This window comes from Treponema sp. R8-4-B8, from assembly GCF_054786175.1.
On record NZ_BDHE01000020.1, the window covers coordinates 1 to 14,956 of the forward strand.

The window sequence follows — 14,956 nt, forward strand, 5'->3', positions numbered from 1 at the left end:
GTATAGGTGTTAGCTGCGGTATGACCTCTGGAAACCACATCGGCTCTTGTGACATCCTGCAAAGTTTTACCGGCGTAAGTATTTATCAGGTAAGTGGAAGTTGAAGAGCTGATATTATACACTTCCATCCGGTACTTTCTGCTTTCAATAGTTCCAGTTCCTACATCGGGGTTTGTATTGCTTGTGTTGTCGTTGTTACCGCCACCGCCTGTAAAGTTTGCCGTAACGGTTACAGCGTTTACCGGCATGGTGAATGTGGTGCTTGCGCTGTTTGGATTTGCCAGTGTTGCGCCGCCTGAATTGACTGTCCAGTTTGTGAACGTCTGTCCCGATTGCGCTGTTGCGCTAATGCTTACGGTTACGCCTGCCGCATAACTGCCGCTTCCGTTGCCGCCGTTGACGGTTACGGGGTAGGTTACAGGATCATTGCCACCGCCAGTGCCGTTGTCGCACCCAATAATTCCAAATCCAATTACCGCCACGATGGCGATAATGTTGAACAACATCTTTGTTGTTTTTTTCATAAAAATCCTCCTTTCATGCTTTAAACGGCATGAATGCTTTTGTTCCATATAAGCCTTATACGGGCTTATTTCCTTGCTTGTCCCTGTTTTACCTATAAAATAGGACGTTTTCCTGAATTGCCTCTAAAGAAACATAAAAAAGCCCAAAATGAGCGTCTTTAGAGCAACTATAGTGGCTTTTATGACGCTTGTCAATGCCCATAAAGCATTTATTATCGTCTCATTGACAAGCAAGCAGGCTAAAAATGATAGGTATTAGGGATATATTGGCAAATAATCTCAAAGAAAATCGCAAAAAATGTAACCTATCTCAAGCAAAATTGGCAGAAAAAGCCAATATAACCACCCAATATATTGCCATGATTGAAGTATCTCGGAAATTTCCTACCCCTGAAATGTTAGATCGTCTCGCAAACGCTCTAAATATCGAAACGTATCAACTGTTTGTTCTTAAACCTTCCCCAGAAGATGCAATGGAACGGCTTCATGACACTCTTGTAGGCAATATTGAAAGGATAGTAAGTGAAGCCGTAAAAGATACGGTAAAAGAAGCCGTAAAAGAAACATTAACCGAAGAATATAAAAGCAAAAAGAAATAAAAAAAAGGTGATTGACACAGGTAAGTTTGTTGAAACACCATAAATGTTTCAACAGATTAGAAGGTGGTAAAATGCTCATTACCGTCTGACCACTAAAACACATAAATAGGACTTTTTCGATGATACTTTTTCTAATGTGTTTTAGTGGTCAGAATGTATGTTCGATCAATGCTTACTCACGAACACCGACAAGATACGAAAGTAAAAGTTAGTGTTGGTTCGTGATAAAAAATTACGATCTCTTCTTCAACCCGATAAAAAATTTAATCCCGTTTATAATGCCAAGCGCGAGAAGGCCGATTGCGCCGATGCTCAGGAGAGTGCCGGAAATGGCGGTAAAAAAAGGGATTCTCGCTTTAGAGAGTATTGTCAGCGCGCCCGCAGCCGTGATTAGAAAACCGGCTTTTCTGTCCGCCGGGTCTTTTGACATAAGAGAGCCAATGCCGACGAGGCAGACAATTCCTCCAATGATAAGCCCAAAAACTTTGAAGCGGGCAAAGATGTTCAGGAGGAAGAGAAAAATTCCGCCGGCGGCGTAACCGATAGCGGAAATCCCAAGTTTGGATAAACTTGACGTTGACGGAATATCGTCTATTTTTTCAAGGTCACTCATAACAATATTATACACTTTTTTCCGCAGCTTCGACAACATTCTGCAAGAGCATTGCGACGGTCATAAGGCCGACGCCGCCGGGAACAGGCGTAAAAAACGCGGCCTTTTCCGCTACTGCGGGATCAACGTCGCCGCAGACGCGGTAGCCTTTTGCGGCGGCTGAATCGGGGACGCGGTTTATTCCCACATCGATTACCGTCGCTCCTTCTTTTACCATTTCCGGTTTTATAAATCCCGCTTTTCCGGCCGCCGCTATCAAAATGTCCGCTTGCAAAGTGTGGCGGGAAAGGTCTTTAGTTCCCGTGTGACAGATAGTTACAGTCGCGTTGTATTCCCGGCGTATCAAAAGATTTGCAAGCGGTTTCCCCACAATGTTAGATCTTCCCACCACTACGACATTCGCGCCTGATACGGGAACATTGTACTCCTTTAAAAAAACAAGAACGCCATGCGGCGTACACGGCAAAAATCCGGGCCTGTCCAGCACCATATTCCCGACCGAAACAGGATGAAAGCAATCCACGTCCTTTTCTGGAGCGACTGCTGCATTTATCTTTTCTTCGTCAATGTGTTTTGGCACTGGAGACTGAACAAGAATGCCGTGCACTTTTTTATCTTTGTTAAGATTGGCTATCAGGGAAAGAATCTCCGCCTCGCTTGTCATTTGCGGAAGCCTTATGTCGAGGCTTTCCATGTCGGCCTCAGCTAACGCCTTTTCCTTAGACCTTACATAAGATAAGCTCGCCGGGTCTTCGCCGACAAGCACCACCGCAAGACAGGGAGTAATTCCCTTTTCGCGTAACGCTGCGGCTCTTACTTTTACGCTCTCACGTATTTTTTGCCCAAGTTTCTTTCCATCCATTATCACTGCTGACATTTATTCCCCCTAAGATTTCTCACAAAGAACACGAAGTAAGAGAAGAACACAAAGAGGAATAGGGGGTTATTGTCCGTTATCATATTCGTGAAGTCCATATATAATTTTCGGACAATAATACTTGATCCCTCCTTTGTGTTCTTTGTTTCTTTGTGCTCTTAGTGTGAAATTCTTCGTAATTTATTTCTCCTCTAAAGGCGTTATCACCATGAAACGACCGGCTTCCGCTGTTACGGAAAAATCTCCGTCTACCGCGACATTGCTTAAGCCGAAAAAACCGCGATCCCAGGGAAGGCCGACAAGCGGCCATTTAAGTCCCTTACTTTTCGCTTCCCACGGGCCTGAGCCAAACGGAAACACTGACACGCGGGCGTTTGCTTCCATGCGGCAGGAGAGTTCGTTATGCGTTGTGTCCGCGTCAATGCAAAAGATGTTTTCCGCGTCGGTAATCCAACGGGATGGAAAAAGTTCTCTTTCAAAAAGGGAACGAATCGCAAAAAGGTGGTCTATTCTGCCGCCACCGCCGCCTATCAGCCAAATATCCTCACAGCCTTTTTCCACCGCGAGAGAAAGAGCCAATTCCGTATCGGTAAAATCCTTTTCGTGTTGATGGCGGATAACGCGCTCCGGCGGCCAGGCGGATAGGCGCGATTGGTCTTCAATAGAATCCATGTCACCGATAACCCAATCGGGCTTTACTCCGGCGCTTAAGGCCGCCTGAAAACCGGAATCGGCGGCAATAAACATCGCGTCTTTTGCTTCGGTTTCAAGCAAGCTTTTTATAACCTGCGTTTTCGGCCCCTGCCCGCCTGTAAAAATAATGCCTAGCAAATTTCCTCCGTTATTTTGTGGTATTAAGTCTTTAAAAAAAGTATACTAAAACATTAAAGGATATTCAATTGATAAAGACTATTCATCCGGTATTAAAAGAAATAGCCGCTATTTTTAACAACAATGGGAAACAGGCATACCTTGTGGGCGGAGCGGTGCGGGATATGATAAGAGGGAAAGATATTCACGACTGGGATTTGGCTACGGACGCGCTGCCGCAAGAGGTGATTGATTTTGTCAGACGCGCGGGGGGGAAGGTTATTCCCACTGGCATTAAGCACGGGACTGTTACTGTTTTGTACAAAAATCAAAGCGCGGAAGTTACCACTTTTAGAACGGAATCTGATTATTCTGACGGGCGCAGGCCAGACAAAGTCAAATTTTCAACTAATATAGAAGAAGACCTTTCAAGGCGCGATTTTACGATGAACGCCATTGCCCTGCGCCTGCCGGACGGAGAAATAGTCGATCCTTTTAACGGGGCGGATGATATTAAAGCGGGAATAATCCGCTGCGTGGGGAACGCGGGCGAAAGATTTAACGAAGACGGTTTGCGCCCGTTACGCGCAGTCCGCTTTTCCGCGCAACTTGGCTTTGAGATTGAAAAAAACACGTTAGACGCAATTAACGGCGCTCTTGGTATCAGCGCGAAAGTTTCTTGGGAGCGCGTGAGGGATGAAATTGATAAAATACTCGCCTCCCCCTATCCCTCCCGCGCCTTTGCGCTGATGGAAAAAACAGGGCTTTTGAAACTTTTTTTAAAAGAGCTTGCCGTCTGCCGCGGAGTTGAGCAGAAAGGCTTTCATCAGTTTGACGTTTTAGATCATTCGCTTTTAGCCTGCGATTACGCCGCCGCAAAAAACTATTCACATGAAGTACGCCTTGCCGCCTTGTTACACGACATCGGCAAGCCGCCGGTACGCAAAATGGACGAAAGCGGCGTTTGGACTTTTTACCGTCACGAGGAAATTGGCACTGATATATGCCATGAAATCCTCAGGCGGTTGTGCTATTCAAACGAAGTAATTGACAGCGTATGCCATTTGGTAAAAGAGCATATGTTTCACTACACTGAAGATTGGTCAGACGCCGCCGTCCGCCGTTTTATCGCGCGCGCGGGCGAATGTACTCTTGAAGACCTCTACCTTTTGCGCCGCGCTGATTCTTTTGCATTAGCCGGAAAAGAAACCGAACCTATGAACTTGACGGAACTTGCCAACAGAGTAAAAAAAGTTTTGGCGCAGGAACATGCTTTCACTTTGAAAGACCTTGCCGTATCGGGAAATGATTTAATGACGATTGGCATTGAGAGCGGAAAAACAATGGGAATAATTTTAAAAGAACTATTAGAAACAGTGCTTGACGATCCCGCGCAGAATACTAAAGAGAAGTTGTTGGAGATAGCGGGGAAGATGGTTAGGGATAGATTGTGAGGTTATTAGCTCCCTTCGACATGCTCAGGGAGCGCTATTCGTTTTAATACAGACTCTGATAGGTTCTCTATATCATTTATACAAATCGTTGCAAAAATCCACAGCAATCTCAATCCTGTCTTTTCCATTTGTTTCGGAAAGGACATTTTGATCGGTAATTTTGTATTTTTTTATTAATTCATCTTGAATTATTTGTCCTTCTGGCATTTTAATATGCCAACCATCATTTTCGCAAGTTAGTATAACTTTATTTTTTAATATTATTCTTGAAACTTCACTGTATAAAGCCTTACAATCATTTTCTTCACACATTCTTGAGTCTAATGAAAGACATACTGTAGCAACATATGGATTTATATGATACGCGACTAATGGATTTGAGCTTTCACCTTTTAAGCTTTCAATTACAAAATCATCTTCCCAAGCAAAATAACTGCTATTTTTCAACATTTTTTCATAATATTTCAAGAAATAATATCGCCAATCTTTTTCTTCTAAACTGTTTAATTTATCGAAAATTATTTGCTCGATTTTATCGCTCGCAGAAGCATTTGTTAAAGATAAATAGGTATCAAATAATTTTAATATAGAAAATGAAATATTATTTTCATTTTCTTTATCTTTATCGTAAGTTAAAATTGTATTATACTTTCCAAATATATATGTTTCCCATTTATCAAAGTTACAATTTCTTATATACAATCCGCCAAAATCACAAGCTATCAACGCTGCTATTATTAATTTGTTATTATTTATACTCCAAATTTCATTAACCGCTTTTGAGTAATTTATTAACTTGCTTACATTATCTTTTGGCTTTAATAGGTGTATCAATCCTTTAAAATGTTCAAAATCCTCCAACATGAATAATGCATAGATTACCTCTTGATTTGAAGAAGCATTATCCACAATAATTTTTGCTTTTTCTTTTTCATTATTCAAAGCTTTTTCGGTAATATTAGTTCCTTTAATGTCTATTTCTTCGAGTAACCGTTCATAAGCATTGGGTTTTTCCTGTAATTGATTGAATAGTTTCCAATAATTACCAAAATAATTGATACGAACATCTGGGGTGTAAACGGTTTCCTTCCTTTGCCTTGTTGCCTGAAGTAAATTGCGAATAACTCTTATATAATAAATTAATTTTATTGTTACTTCCTTTAAATCATACTTAATAGCATAAGATGCAAGACAAAATAAAGTAATACTGTTTCTATTTTCGAAATTATTTCCTTCCAATAAACATTTTTCAAATAAATTTACTTCATTATCATCAAAATGTCGAACTTTCCACTGATATGGTTTATCAACTATGCCTTCTTTGAACAGCTTGTTAAAGAAAATATTTATATTGTTTATTTTGACTTGATCTTCATCTAAACTGATTTTATATAAGAAGTCCAATATATTGAATAAAAATAATGTATTATCCTTCTTTTTAAAAACAGAGAAATCTTTACTTTTAAAATCAAAAATTTCTTTGCCTAAATTATCCTTAAAATAACACATCTGCTCGACAAAAACGAAGAAATTCATAAAAACATAACTTATAGGGGTTTCATTCTTATCAATTTTTTTATCTTCACGCATCTTTTCTTGTATTTTGTCTATATTTTGTATTACAAAACCCCAAAATAAATCTGTCCAAACGCTATCTATTTTAAAAGCAAAATATTCTTGATATGTTACCTCTCTTCCTTCGTAATGAAGTTTTTCATTAACAAAATCAGTCTCTTTTGCAGAAAGAATTTCTGAAATTTGCGCTTTAAAATTGTCAAATGAAGTAAGTGGCCTTCCCCGTGAGTTCATTTTAATATACAATTCATCCGTAAGTTTAAACTCATCAGATTTTATATCAATATAATCAAATGTGATTTTTCTGTTTTTTACCAGATTTTCCCACGCTTTTTCTTTATCAAAAGACTGCTCTTGAATAGTTTTGAGCATATTAAGCATGGAAACTACGGTTGGATCATTTTTCCAAGATGTCATAAACCAACTGGCTTCATTAATTTCCTTGTAGACATCAACAGAAACAGGCAAAGATTCTTCTATCAATTTTTCGCAAAATCGTTTTGATGAATTTCTTGTTTCGTAAGTAAAATTTTTTAACCATTCTTTCACTTCGTCTGCAACAGTTATCATTTCTATACCATTCTGTCCTACCTTCTTTTTGGGAGACAGATACCAATGCAGCAGCCATAACGTAGTCAAACGCTGTTGTCCGTCTAATGGTATAAAAGCAGACTGATTTTCTGTGTTTTTCTCTGTGTAACCATACACAAAATCAAGATTTAATGCAGGGGCTTCATTGTTTAATACCTTTGCAATCTTTAAGATAAAGTCATAACTTTTTATCTTATTTTCGTTGTTTTTATCTTCTCTGCCTTGTGCGTAATCCCTTTGTATTTTGGGAATTAAGATTTTATACTGGCTTTGCAGTTCAAAAAATGTATAATTCATATCGTTATTCCTTTAATTCTATAAAAGAATTATATTTCTTTTTAATATCTTCAAAGTAGTCATCTCTATCCTTTTTTGTCCAATATGCATTAGTATAAGGATAATCGGTATATGCCTTTAGAAATACATTTCTCGTACATATGGGAATATAATAACCTTCCAATTCCCTTTTTTTTATCTTTTCGCGCTTCACATCAAAGACAGAATTGTTTAGTTGACTGTTTGTTGCCTTATCTAGCAAACCTAAATTCTTTATCGAGTGGACATCTTCATTATTTTCAAACTCAAAACATTTTTCTATTGTCTCATACACTTTACCTTCAATGCTTTCAAAAGTTCCGTCATCGATCTTTTCAAGAGCTTTTATTTCTTCCATTTCTCTTATAAGTTCATTATATGAATCATCATAATTTGCGTTGGATAACGATTTTATATGGTCAGTCAGCCATTCTTTTTGTTTTTCAGGATCGGTCAATGATTGAGAATTACGGGCGTAAATGTGTTCCAAACTCCATTCCTGTCTTTTGTAAAGCTCAAAGGGGAAACGTGGTTTTTCTTTTTCGTTTTTTAATGTCGTAAGAACATTGTGTAATAACAAAATATTAAAAATATTTTTATAGTCTGTATTTCTGCCCTTGTTATCTTCATAAACTAATTTATCTATGGATGTACTTGTTTTAACAATCGTAGCAATTTCTTGTTTTAAATATTTTTTGAATTCAGGTTTTGTAATTTGTTTTTCCTTTTGAATTATTAAATCAATTGTTTTATTGCTTTTTAAAACAATAAATAACCCAATATAATGATAAAGCTCTCTGTCCTGAAACCATTCCTTGAAATATTCAAAATACTCAATTATTTTGTTCCATATTTCTTCTACTGCCTCTATTCTTGATAACTTTTTTCCATCAATTCCATTATCAATTAAATCTTGTAAATATTTTGAAAATATAAGGAATGTCGCATACTTCTTTGGTTTTGGTTCAAAATATTTTTTCTCTGTATTTATTTTGTTACTAAGCAGGTCAAAAATAAATTCTATATGCGAACTTTTTTCATTCGAAGGATCATTAAGAAAGCCCCAAAATGCATCCTCTTGTAAGGTGGTTTCGATAATATCCCATTCAGTTGCAATGTTAAAAAGTTTCATCTTGATAAACTTCAATTCTTCAGTAGGATATTTATCCGATTGTAAAAGTAATGCTTTTGTTAATTCCGCATCTGTCAACGGAATTTTTCCTACATTTAGCCTAATAAAAACATCAATAGGATTTGTCTCTTTTTCAACTTCATAGCGAATTACTCTTACATTTCTATCTTCTCCTGTTTTATCCAAAAGGATTTGGTGCAACTTGCCTTTTGCGCCATGATTTTTTTTATCTTTGAACCATCCTTCTATACACTTATAAGCTTTACAAATATGATGAAAATCAATGTTTGATGAATCAACTTCACCATTGGAAAATTTTTTCGTTGATAAAAAATCCTCACATTCATTTCTTGTAGCATAATTCAAATGAAATAAATTATATAAAGGGTAATCTTCTTTTATTCTGTCTTCAAGACTTACCAAAATAAGATACAATGTCGTTAGCCGTTGTTGACCATCCAATACATCATAATTACCTTTTTCATTTTTCCTTAAAACAATCGGTTGCAAACAATAAAAATCACCGCTTTCTTTGTCTTTATAAAATGCCCATAAATCGTCCAATAGTTCAGTTACTTCCTGCTCTTCCCATCTGTAACCGCGTTGATAATGGGGAATTGTGAATGTTTCTCCCATTAACTCACATATAGCCGTTAATCCATTTTCTTCATTTTTTCCCATGTTTCATTTTATTCTTTAAAAAACATTTTGTCAAGTAAAAAATTCATTGTTAATAAACTGGGCTTGACAACCTCACGATAAGATAATGGACAAAAACCCTTGATCCCCCTTTGTGTTCTTTGTTTCTTCGTGTTCTTTGTGTGAAATTTTACCTGTAATTTCTCTCATCTTGCAAATAATCTTCAAAAATAGGACAATACAAATAACCTATGCTTTTAACAATAACATACACAGGAGAGAACGCCACCGAGCTTGGCTATCTGCTCCATAAAAATCCATCGCGTCCTCAAACCGCCGAATTTAGCTTTGGCAAAGCGCATGTTTTTTATCCTGAGGTAAGCGCGAACCGCTGTACAGCCGCTCTGTTATTAGACATGGACCCGCTTGACCTTGCCCGCGGGAAACAAGGTTCCACAGGAGGCGGGTTGTTTGATTATGTAAATGATCGTCCCTATGTTTCATCTTCATTTATGAGTACGGCAATTTGCCGCGTTTACGGAACCGCCATGGCAGGCCGCTGTGAAAAAAATCAGGCGCTGGCGGACACTGCTCTTGAACTTTCCGCCACTCTTGTCATGCTGCCTTGCCGCGGCGATACCAGTATGCTGGAAAAAGTTTTCGCGCCGCTAGGTTACGAAGTTAAATGGGAAAGCGGCCTTTTAGACGATAATTTTCCCGAATGGGGAAACAGTTGTTATGTGAACTTGACTATCAAGGGGAAAGTAAAGTTACAGGAACTTCTGCGGCATATCTATGTATTGATTCCTGTTTTTGATTACCGTAAACATTACTGGATAAATGAGAAGGAAGTTGACAAACTCCTTGCCCACGGTTCGGGCTGGCTGGAAAACCACCCTGAAAAAAATTTTATTACAAGGCGTTATTTCACAAAACTGGGACACTTTACAAGGCAGGCTCTTGAGCGGCTTAACCGCATTGATAACGGCGAAGGCGGCGCGGAAAATCCTGTAGCGGAAGGTGAATCGGAACCCGCGGTAACGGTAAAGATACCCCGCCTAAATGATCAGCGGTTAGCCGCCGTATTTGGCGAATTGAAAGACAGCGGCGCCAAATCGGTACTTGACATGGGATGCGGCGAAGGCCGTTTGTTGCAGCTTCTGATGAAGGAAAAAAGTTTTACCGCCATAGCGGGAACAGACGTATCCGCCGTTGTTTTAAGCAGGGCAGCCGATATTCTTAAACTTGACCGCATGACGAAAAATGAAAAAAAACGCGTAACGCTGTTTCAAAGTTCGCTTTGTTACAGAGATAAACGGTTTAAAAACTACGATGCCGTCTCGATAGTGGAAGTGATTGAACATCTTGATGAAAACCGACTTCCCTCTTTTGAATCGGTTGTTTTTGCCGACGCGTCTCCTACAACTGTTATCGTCACCACTCCAAACTTTGACTATAATGTAAATTACACGGGTCTTAGAGAAAATCGTTTTCGCCACGGCGACCATCGTTTTGAATGGAACCGCGTCCAATTCCGCGCGTGGGTAGATTCCGCCGCCGCCCGTAATGGTTACTCGGTTCGTTATGAAGACATTGGCGAACAGGACGAAAATAAAAACACGCCGACTCAAATGGCCATTTTTAAAAAGAACGCGCCTCAAAAACAAACGCCAGACGCGGCGGAGGACGCAGTATGAAAATAGAAATCCCCGAACTGTGCCTCCTCGCCACGGTGGGAGCGTCTGGCAGCGGCAAATCCAGTTTTGCAAGAAAACATTTTAAAGCCACCGAGGTACTCAGCTCGGATTATTTTCGCGGGCTAGTATCCGATGACGAAAGCGATCAGAGCGCGACTGAAGCTGCGTTTGACAGTCTTTATTACATCGCAAGCAAGCGGCTTGAGCGGGGCAGGTTCACTGTCATTGACGCGACCAGCGTCCAACAATTCGCGCGAAAAAAAATAATCGATATTGCCCGCTCCCACGACGTGCTTACAGTCGCCATTGTTTTTGATATGCCGGAAGATTTATGCATTGAACGTAACCGCGTAAGACCAGATCGCAATGTAGCGCCTAACATTGTTAGAAAACACGCCCGCGATTTGGCGAAAAGCTTACGCAATCTGCAAAGAGAAGGCTTCCGTTATGTGCATATTTTACATTCTCAGGAAGAAGTTGATTCCGTGGAAATTGTCAGGACTAAACTTTGGAATGACAAACGCGACGAAATCGGCCCGTTTGACATAATAGGCGACATTCACGGATGTTACGATGAGCTTACTGAATTGCTGGAAAAACTTGATTATGCGGTGGATAGGGAATCTCACACAGCCCAGCCGCCTAATGGCAGAAGGGCGATTTTTCTTGGCGATTTATGCGACAGAGGGCCTGCCAATGCGCCAGTGTTGCGTCTTGTGATTAACATGGTTGAGTCAGGAGCGGCTCTCTGCGTTCCGGGCAATCACGATGTAAAATTGCTCCGCAAACTGCGTGGAAACGACGTTAAACTGACTCACGGTTTGGATCTCACCGTAAAAGAATTGGAACAGGAACCTCAAACTTTTATTGATAAGGCAATGCAATTCCTTGACGGGCTGGTCAGTCATTATGTGCTGGATCAAGGCAAACTTGTTGTGTCACATGCCGGCCTCTGCGAAAAATTTCATGGGCGCAGTTCCGGCAGGGTGCGCGGTTTCTGCCTGTACGGGGACACTACCGGCGAGACCGACGAGTTCGGCCTTCCTGTCAGACTCAACTGGGCTGAAGAATACCGAGGCAAGGCGCTGGTTGTTTACGGGCATATCCCTTCCGCGGAAGCCCGAAGTCTTAACAATACAATCTGCATTGACACAGGCTGCGTCTTTGGCGGAAAACTTAGCGCTTACCGTTACCCCGAAGGCGAATTGATCGAAGTTCCCGCCAAACGTGAATACTATGCCTCTATCAAACCCCTGAACTACAACGCCATTTCAGCTAACGGTTGCAATGAACCCGATATCGCGGATGTTCTGGGAAGGCGGCGCGTCAGTACCCGGATGTACCGCGAGGTCGCCATAAGCGAGGAAGCAAGTTCCCTTACTCTGGAAATAATGAGCAGGTTTTCAGCGAATCCCCGCTGGCTTATCTATTTGCCGCCCACCATGTCTCCAAGCGGAACCAGCGGCCTTGACTCTTTTTTGGAACACCCGCTTGAAGCCTTTGGCTATTACAAAAAACACGGTGTTTCAAAAATCATCTGCGAAGAAAAACACATGGGCTCCCGCGCGGTAATCGTTATCTGCAAAAACAGTGAAACCGCTAAAACCCGCTTCGGTATTGACGGCGATTCACTGCCGGAAAATGTTCCGGGTATTATTTACACTCGCACAGGCCGCCACTTTTTCGCGGGCGCTGAAAAAACCCACGAACAGGCGATTTTAACCCGATTGCAAACCGCTTTGAATAATTCAGATTTTTGGGGCGCATTTTCCACTGACTGGGTGTGTTTAGACGCTGAACTAATGCCTTGGTCGGCTAAAGCCCGCGCCCTCATTCTGGAACAATACGCCCCAACAGGCACGGCTGGCAGAGGCGGCCTTGCCAAAGCGGTCTCGGCGCTTACGGCGGCAAAAATGTCGTATAACGGCGGCGATATTTCTGATATAAAAGTTGAATCGGGAACTCCGGGCGATATGAACCTTTCCGCGGTATTGGAAGATTATCAGAACCGCCTTGAATGTCTTGAACGCTATACACAAGCCTACCGCCGTTATTGCTGGCCAATATCCTCGGCAGATGACTACCGCGTCGCTCCCTTTCACATTCTCGCTACCGAAGGCAAAGTCTGGCATGACGAAAACCATCTTCGCCATCTGTCCGTGATCCGCGATTATATCACCTCAGGCAATGATCCGATTTTTATCGCTACTAATCACCTAACAGTCGATTTAAACGATGACTCCTCCGTCGCCGCCGCTATTGACTGGTGGCTCAATCTTACCAACTCAGGCGGCGAAGGCATGGTAGTCAAACCTCTGGACTTCATCGCCCGTGACAAAAACGCTCTCTTGCAGCCGGCGGTAAAGTGCAGAGGGCGCGAATACCTTCGTATCATCTACGGTCCCGATTACACGACTAACGCCCACCTTGACCGGCTGCGAAAACGCTCCCTACGCAGAAAACAGGAACTTGCCCTTTCTGAATTCGCCCTTGGCATGGAATCCCTTGAACGTTTTGTCAACAAAGAACCATTCTACCGCTATCACGAATGTGTCTTCGCGGTATTGGCTCTTGAAAACGAAAGTGTTGACCCGAGGCTTTAAACTACTAACCACACGAACCACACAAAAAGATAAGCGTATAAATCTCACAAAGGACACAAAGGGAGAGAAGATCACGAAGAGGAATCTGAGGTTGCCGTTCGTTATCTTATCGTGAAGCTCACATATAGCCTTCGAACAACCTTTCTTCGCCTTTGTGATCTTCTCTTTCTCTGTGTTCTTTGTGTGAGTTCTTCTTGATTAATCTTTTTCTTTCAGCAGCGCGTCGTTATTCAAAACTTTAAAAGATATTGCTTTAGGGGAAAGCGTGCTGCGTACTACGATTCCCTCTTTATCAAGCCCGCTTGGGTACTTGCCTCTTGCTTTTTCAAGCAGAGTTTCTAGCGAATAATCAAATTGCTCTCCTCGCTCTTCAAGGGGGACGGTTGGGAGGCCTAATTCGGCGCATAATTTTACGGCTTCATCGTAGGGAAAATATTTTCCCGCGTCCCAGTCTTTTACGTCAAATACGTACCAATCGATGCCTGTTAAACGCAATTTGTTTCTCTGTATTCCGGGGCCGCATATCTCTCCTGTAATAACAATGTTTTTGCCGAACTTTGCAAACTTTTCTTTAAGACCGTATTTGTAAACCGGCGTCCAATATAAGGAAGACTCTTCGTCTTTTATCTCTTTGTTTCTGCTGCAACAGCCGATTTTTCCGTCGATATAATAAACAATCCCGGAAGTGCCGTCCATTTTTGTGGTGATATAGTACGGTTTCCCTTTAAGCTCCTCAAGCAATTCAAGCGCGGATTGAATGCGGATTTCATCGGAAGCGGGAATGCCGTAGGGGCGCTCTCCGATAATTGTGCCGCCCGCGTTCGCCGTTTCGGGAATGTACCATTTTTTTACGTTGAGTTTTTCCGTAACGTCCGCGCCTTCGCTTAAACCCGCGAGTTCGGGAAATTTTTCAAGCGGCAAAAAGAGCCCCTGCGAAAGCTGGCCGCGCATTTTTAACGTGCGGATTCTGAAACCCTTGCCGTTGTCAACATTGTCGCGGTATGAAGTAGCGCGTAAAAATTCATAACGCTCGTCTAGTGGGAGAAAACTGTCAACTTCATAATAAACGCCCATATCACCGGCTTTAAACTCGCCTTTTTTAACGACGCACTGCCACCCCATTACATGGGCAAGCTCAAGAAAATCCGAATCGGGAATGGCAGTGACTTCCCTTACTTTTTGAATTGTTACCAATGACCGCATATTTTCCTCCAATGACAATTATAATGATAGAAATCTCTTTTTGTAAACCCTTCAGAAGATTTCACACACGTTAATCAAACGCACGGCGAAGCCGTGTGGATGAAAAATGCCGCATAATGTAGCACCAATAAACACCGCTGTTTAAAATAAAAGCAAGGCTGACTTTAGGCAGCCGACAGTGCGCAGAACACGAAGGAAGAGAAGAACACAAAGGCGAAGAAAGGTTGTTCGAAGGCTATATGTGAGCTTCACGATAAGATAACGAACGGCAACCTCAGATTCCTCTTCGTGATCTTCTCTCCCTTTGTGTCCTTTGTGAGATTT

Annotated in this window: 11 protein-coding genes; 4 read left to right on the top strand and 7 right to left on the bottom strand. The window is 41.5% G+C overall.

What is annotated here, in order from left to right; genetic code table 11:
• A partial coding sequence (locus ACYVRA_RS04830; protein ID WP_461251620.1) for an InlB B-repeat-containing protein occupies positions 1 to 524 on the bottom strand: 524 nt, incomplete at its 3' end.
• 245 nt (positions 525 to 769) lie between these two features.
• Between ACYVRA_RS04830 and ACYVRA_RS04835 the strand changes: the two genes are divergently transcribed.
• A complete protein-coding gene (locus tag ACYVRA_RS04835) occupies positions 770 to 1,123 on the top strand; it encodes a helix-turn-helix domain-containing protein (protein WP_461251621.1) in 354 nt (117 codons plus the stop codon).
• Between the two features lie 232 nt (positions 1,124 to 1,355).
• Here ACYVRA_RS04835 and ACYVRA_RS04840 read toward each other — a convergent pair whose 3' ends face one another.
• The 3 genes from ACYVRA_RS04840 to ACYVRA_RS04850 all read right to left on the bottom strand — a co-directional run bounded on the left by ACYVRA_RS04840 (position 1,356) and on the right by ACYVRA_RS04850 (position 3,444).
• Entirely contained in the window at positions 1,356 to 1,736 is a 381-nt protein-coding gene (locus ACYVRA_RS04840; RefSeq protein ID WP_461251622.1) for a hypothetical protein, read from the bottom strand.
• A gap of 7 nt (positions 1,737 to 1,743) precedes the next feature.
• Positions 1,744 to 2,613: a bifunctional 5,10-methylenetetrahydrofolate dehydrogenase/5,10-methenyltetrahydrofolate cyclohydrolase gene (locus ACYVRA_RS04845; protein WP_461251623.1), complete on the bottom strand. Its 870-nt coding sequence runs from the start codon at positions 2,611 to 2,613 to the stop codon at positions 1,744 to 1,746.
• 180 nt (positions 2,614 to 2,793) lie between these two features.
• On the bottom strand, positions 2,794 to 3,444 hold the full coding sequence (locus tag ACYVRA_RS04850) for a thiamine diphosphokinase (protein ID WP_461251624.1): 651 nt from the start codon (positions 3,442 to 3,444) through the stop codon (positions 2,794 to 2,796).
• A 68-nt stretch (positions 3,445 to 3,512) separates the two neighbouring features.
• Between ACYVRA_RS04850 and ACYVRA_RS04855 the strand changes: the two genes are divergently transcribed.
• On the top strand, positions 3,513 to 4,877 hold the full coding sequence (locus ACYVRA_RS04855) for a CCA tRNA nucleotidyltransferase (RefSeq protein ID WP_461251625.1): 1,365 nt from the start codon (positions 3,513 to 3,515) through the stop codon (positions 4,875 to 4,877).
• Positions 4,878 to 4,949: 72 nt separating this feature from the next.
• Here the strand turns inward: ACYVRA_RS04855 and ACYVRA_RS04860 are convergent, their stop codons facing one another.
• Positions 4,950 to 7,340: a GmrSD restriction endonuclease domain-containing protein gene (locus ACYVRA_RS04860; protein ID WP_461251626.1), complete on the bottom strand. Its 2,391-nt coding sequence runs from the start codon at positions 7,338 to 7,340 to the stop codon at positions 4,950 to 4,952.
• A gap of 4 nt (positions 7,341 to 7,344) precedes the next feature.
• Positions 7,345 to 9,171 carry a DUF262 domain-containing protein gene (locus tag ACYVRA_RS04865; protein WP_461251627.1) on the bottom strand — a complete coding sequence of 609 codons (1,827 nt, stop codon included), beginning with the start codon at positions 9,169 to 9,171 and terminating at the stop codon, positions 7,345 to 7,347.
• A gap of 209 nt (positions 9,172 to 9,380) precedes the next feature.
• On the opposite strand from ACYVRA_RS04865, the gene ACYVRA_RS04870 reads away from it, so the two are divergent.
• Together ACYVRA_RS04870 and ACYVRA_RS04875 are read left to right on the top strand one after the other, a co-directional pair.
• Complete coding sequence (locus ACYVRA_RS04870; protein ID WP_461251628.1) at positions 9,381 to 10,826, top strand: 3' terminal RNA ribose 2'-O-methyltransferase Hen1; 1,446 nt, start codon at positions 9,381 to 9,383, stop codon at positions 10,824 to 10,826.
• On the top strand, positions 10,823 to 13,429 hold the full coding sequence (locus ACYVRA_RS04875) for a polynucleotide kinase-phosphatase (protein WP_461251629.1): 2,607 nt from the start codon (positions 10,823 to 10,825) through the stop codon (positions 13,427 to 13,429). The genes ACYVRA_RS04870 and ACYVRA_RS04875 overlap by 4 nt, the downstream gene beginning before the upstream one ends.
• Before the next feature lie 198 nt (positions 13,430 to 13,627).
• Here ACYVRA_RS04875 and ACYVRA_RS04880 read toward each other — a convergent pair whose 3' ends face one another.
• Positions 13,628 to 14,632, bottom strand: coding sequence for an RNA ligase family protein (locus ACYVRA_RS04880; RefSeq protein ID WP_461251630.1), 1,005 nt, complete (start codon positions 14,630 to 14,632; stop codon positions 13,628 to 13,630).
• Between the last annotated feature and the right edge of the window lie 324 nt (positions 14,633 to 14,956).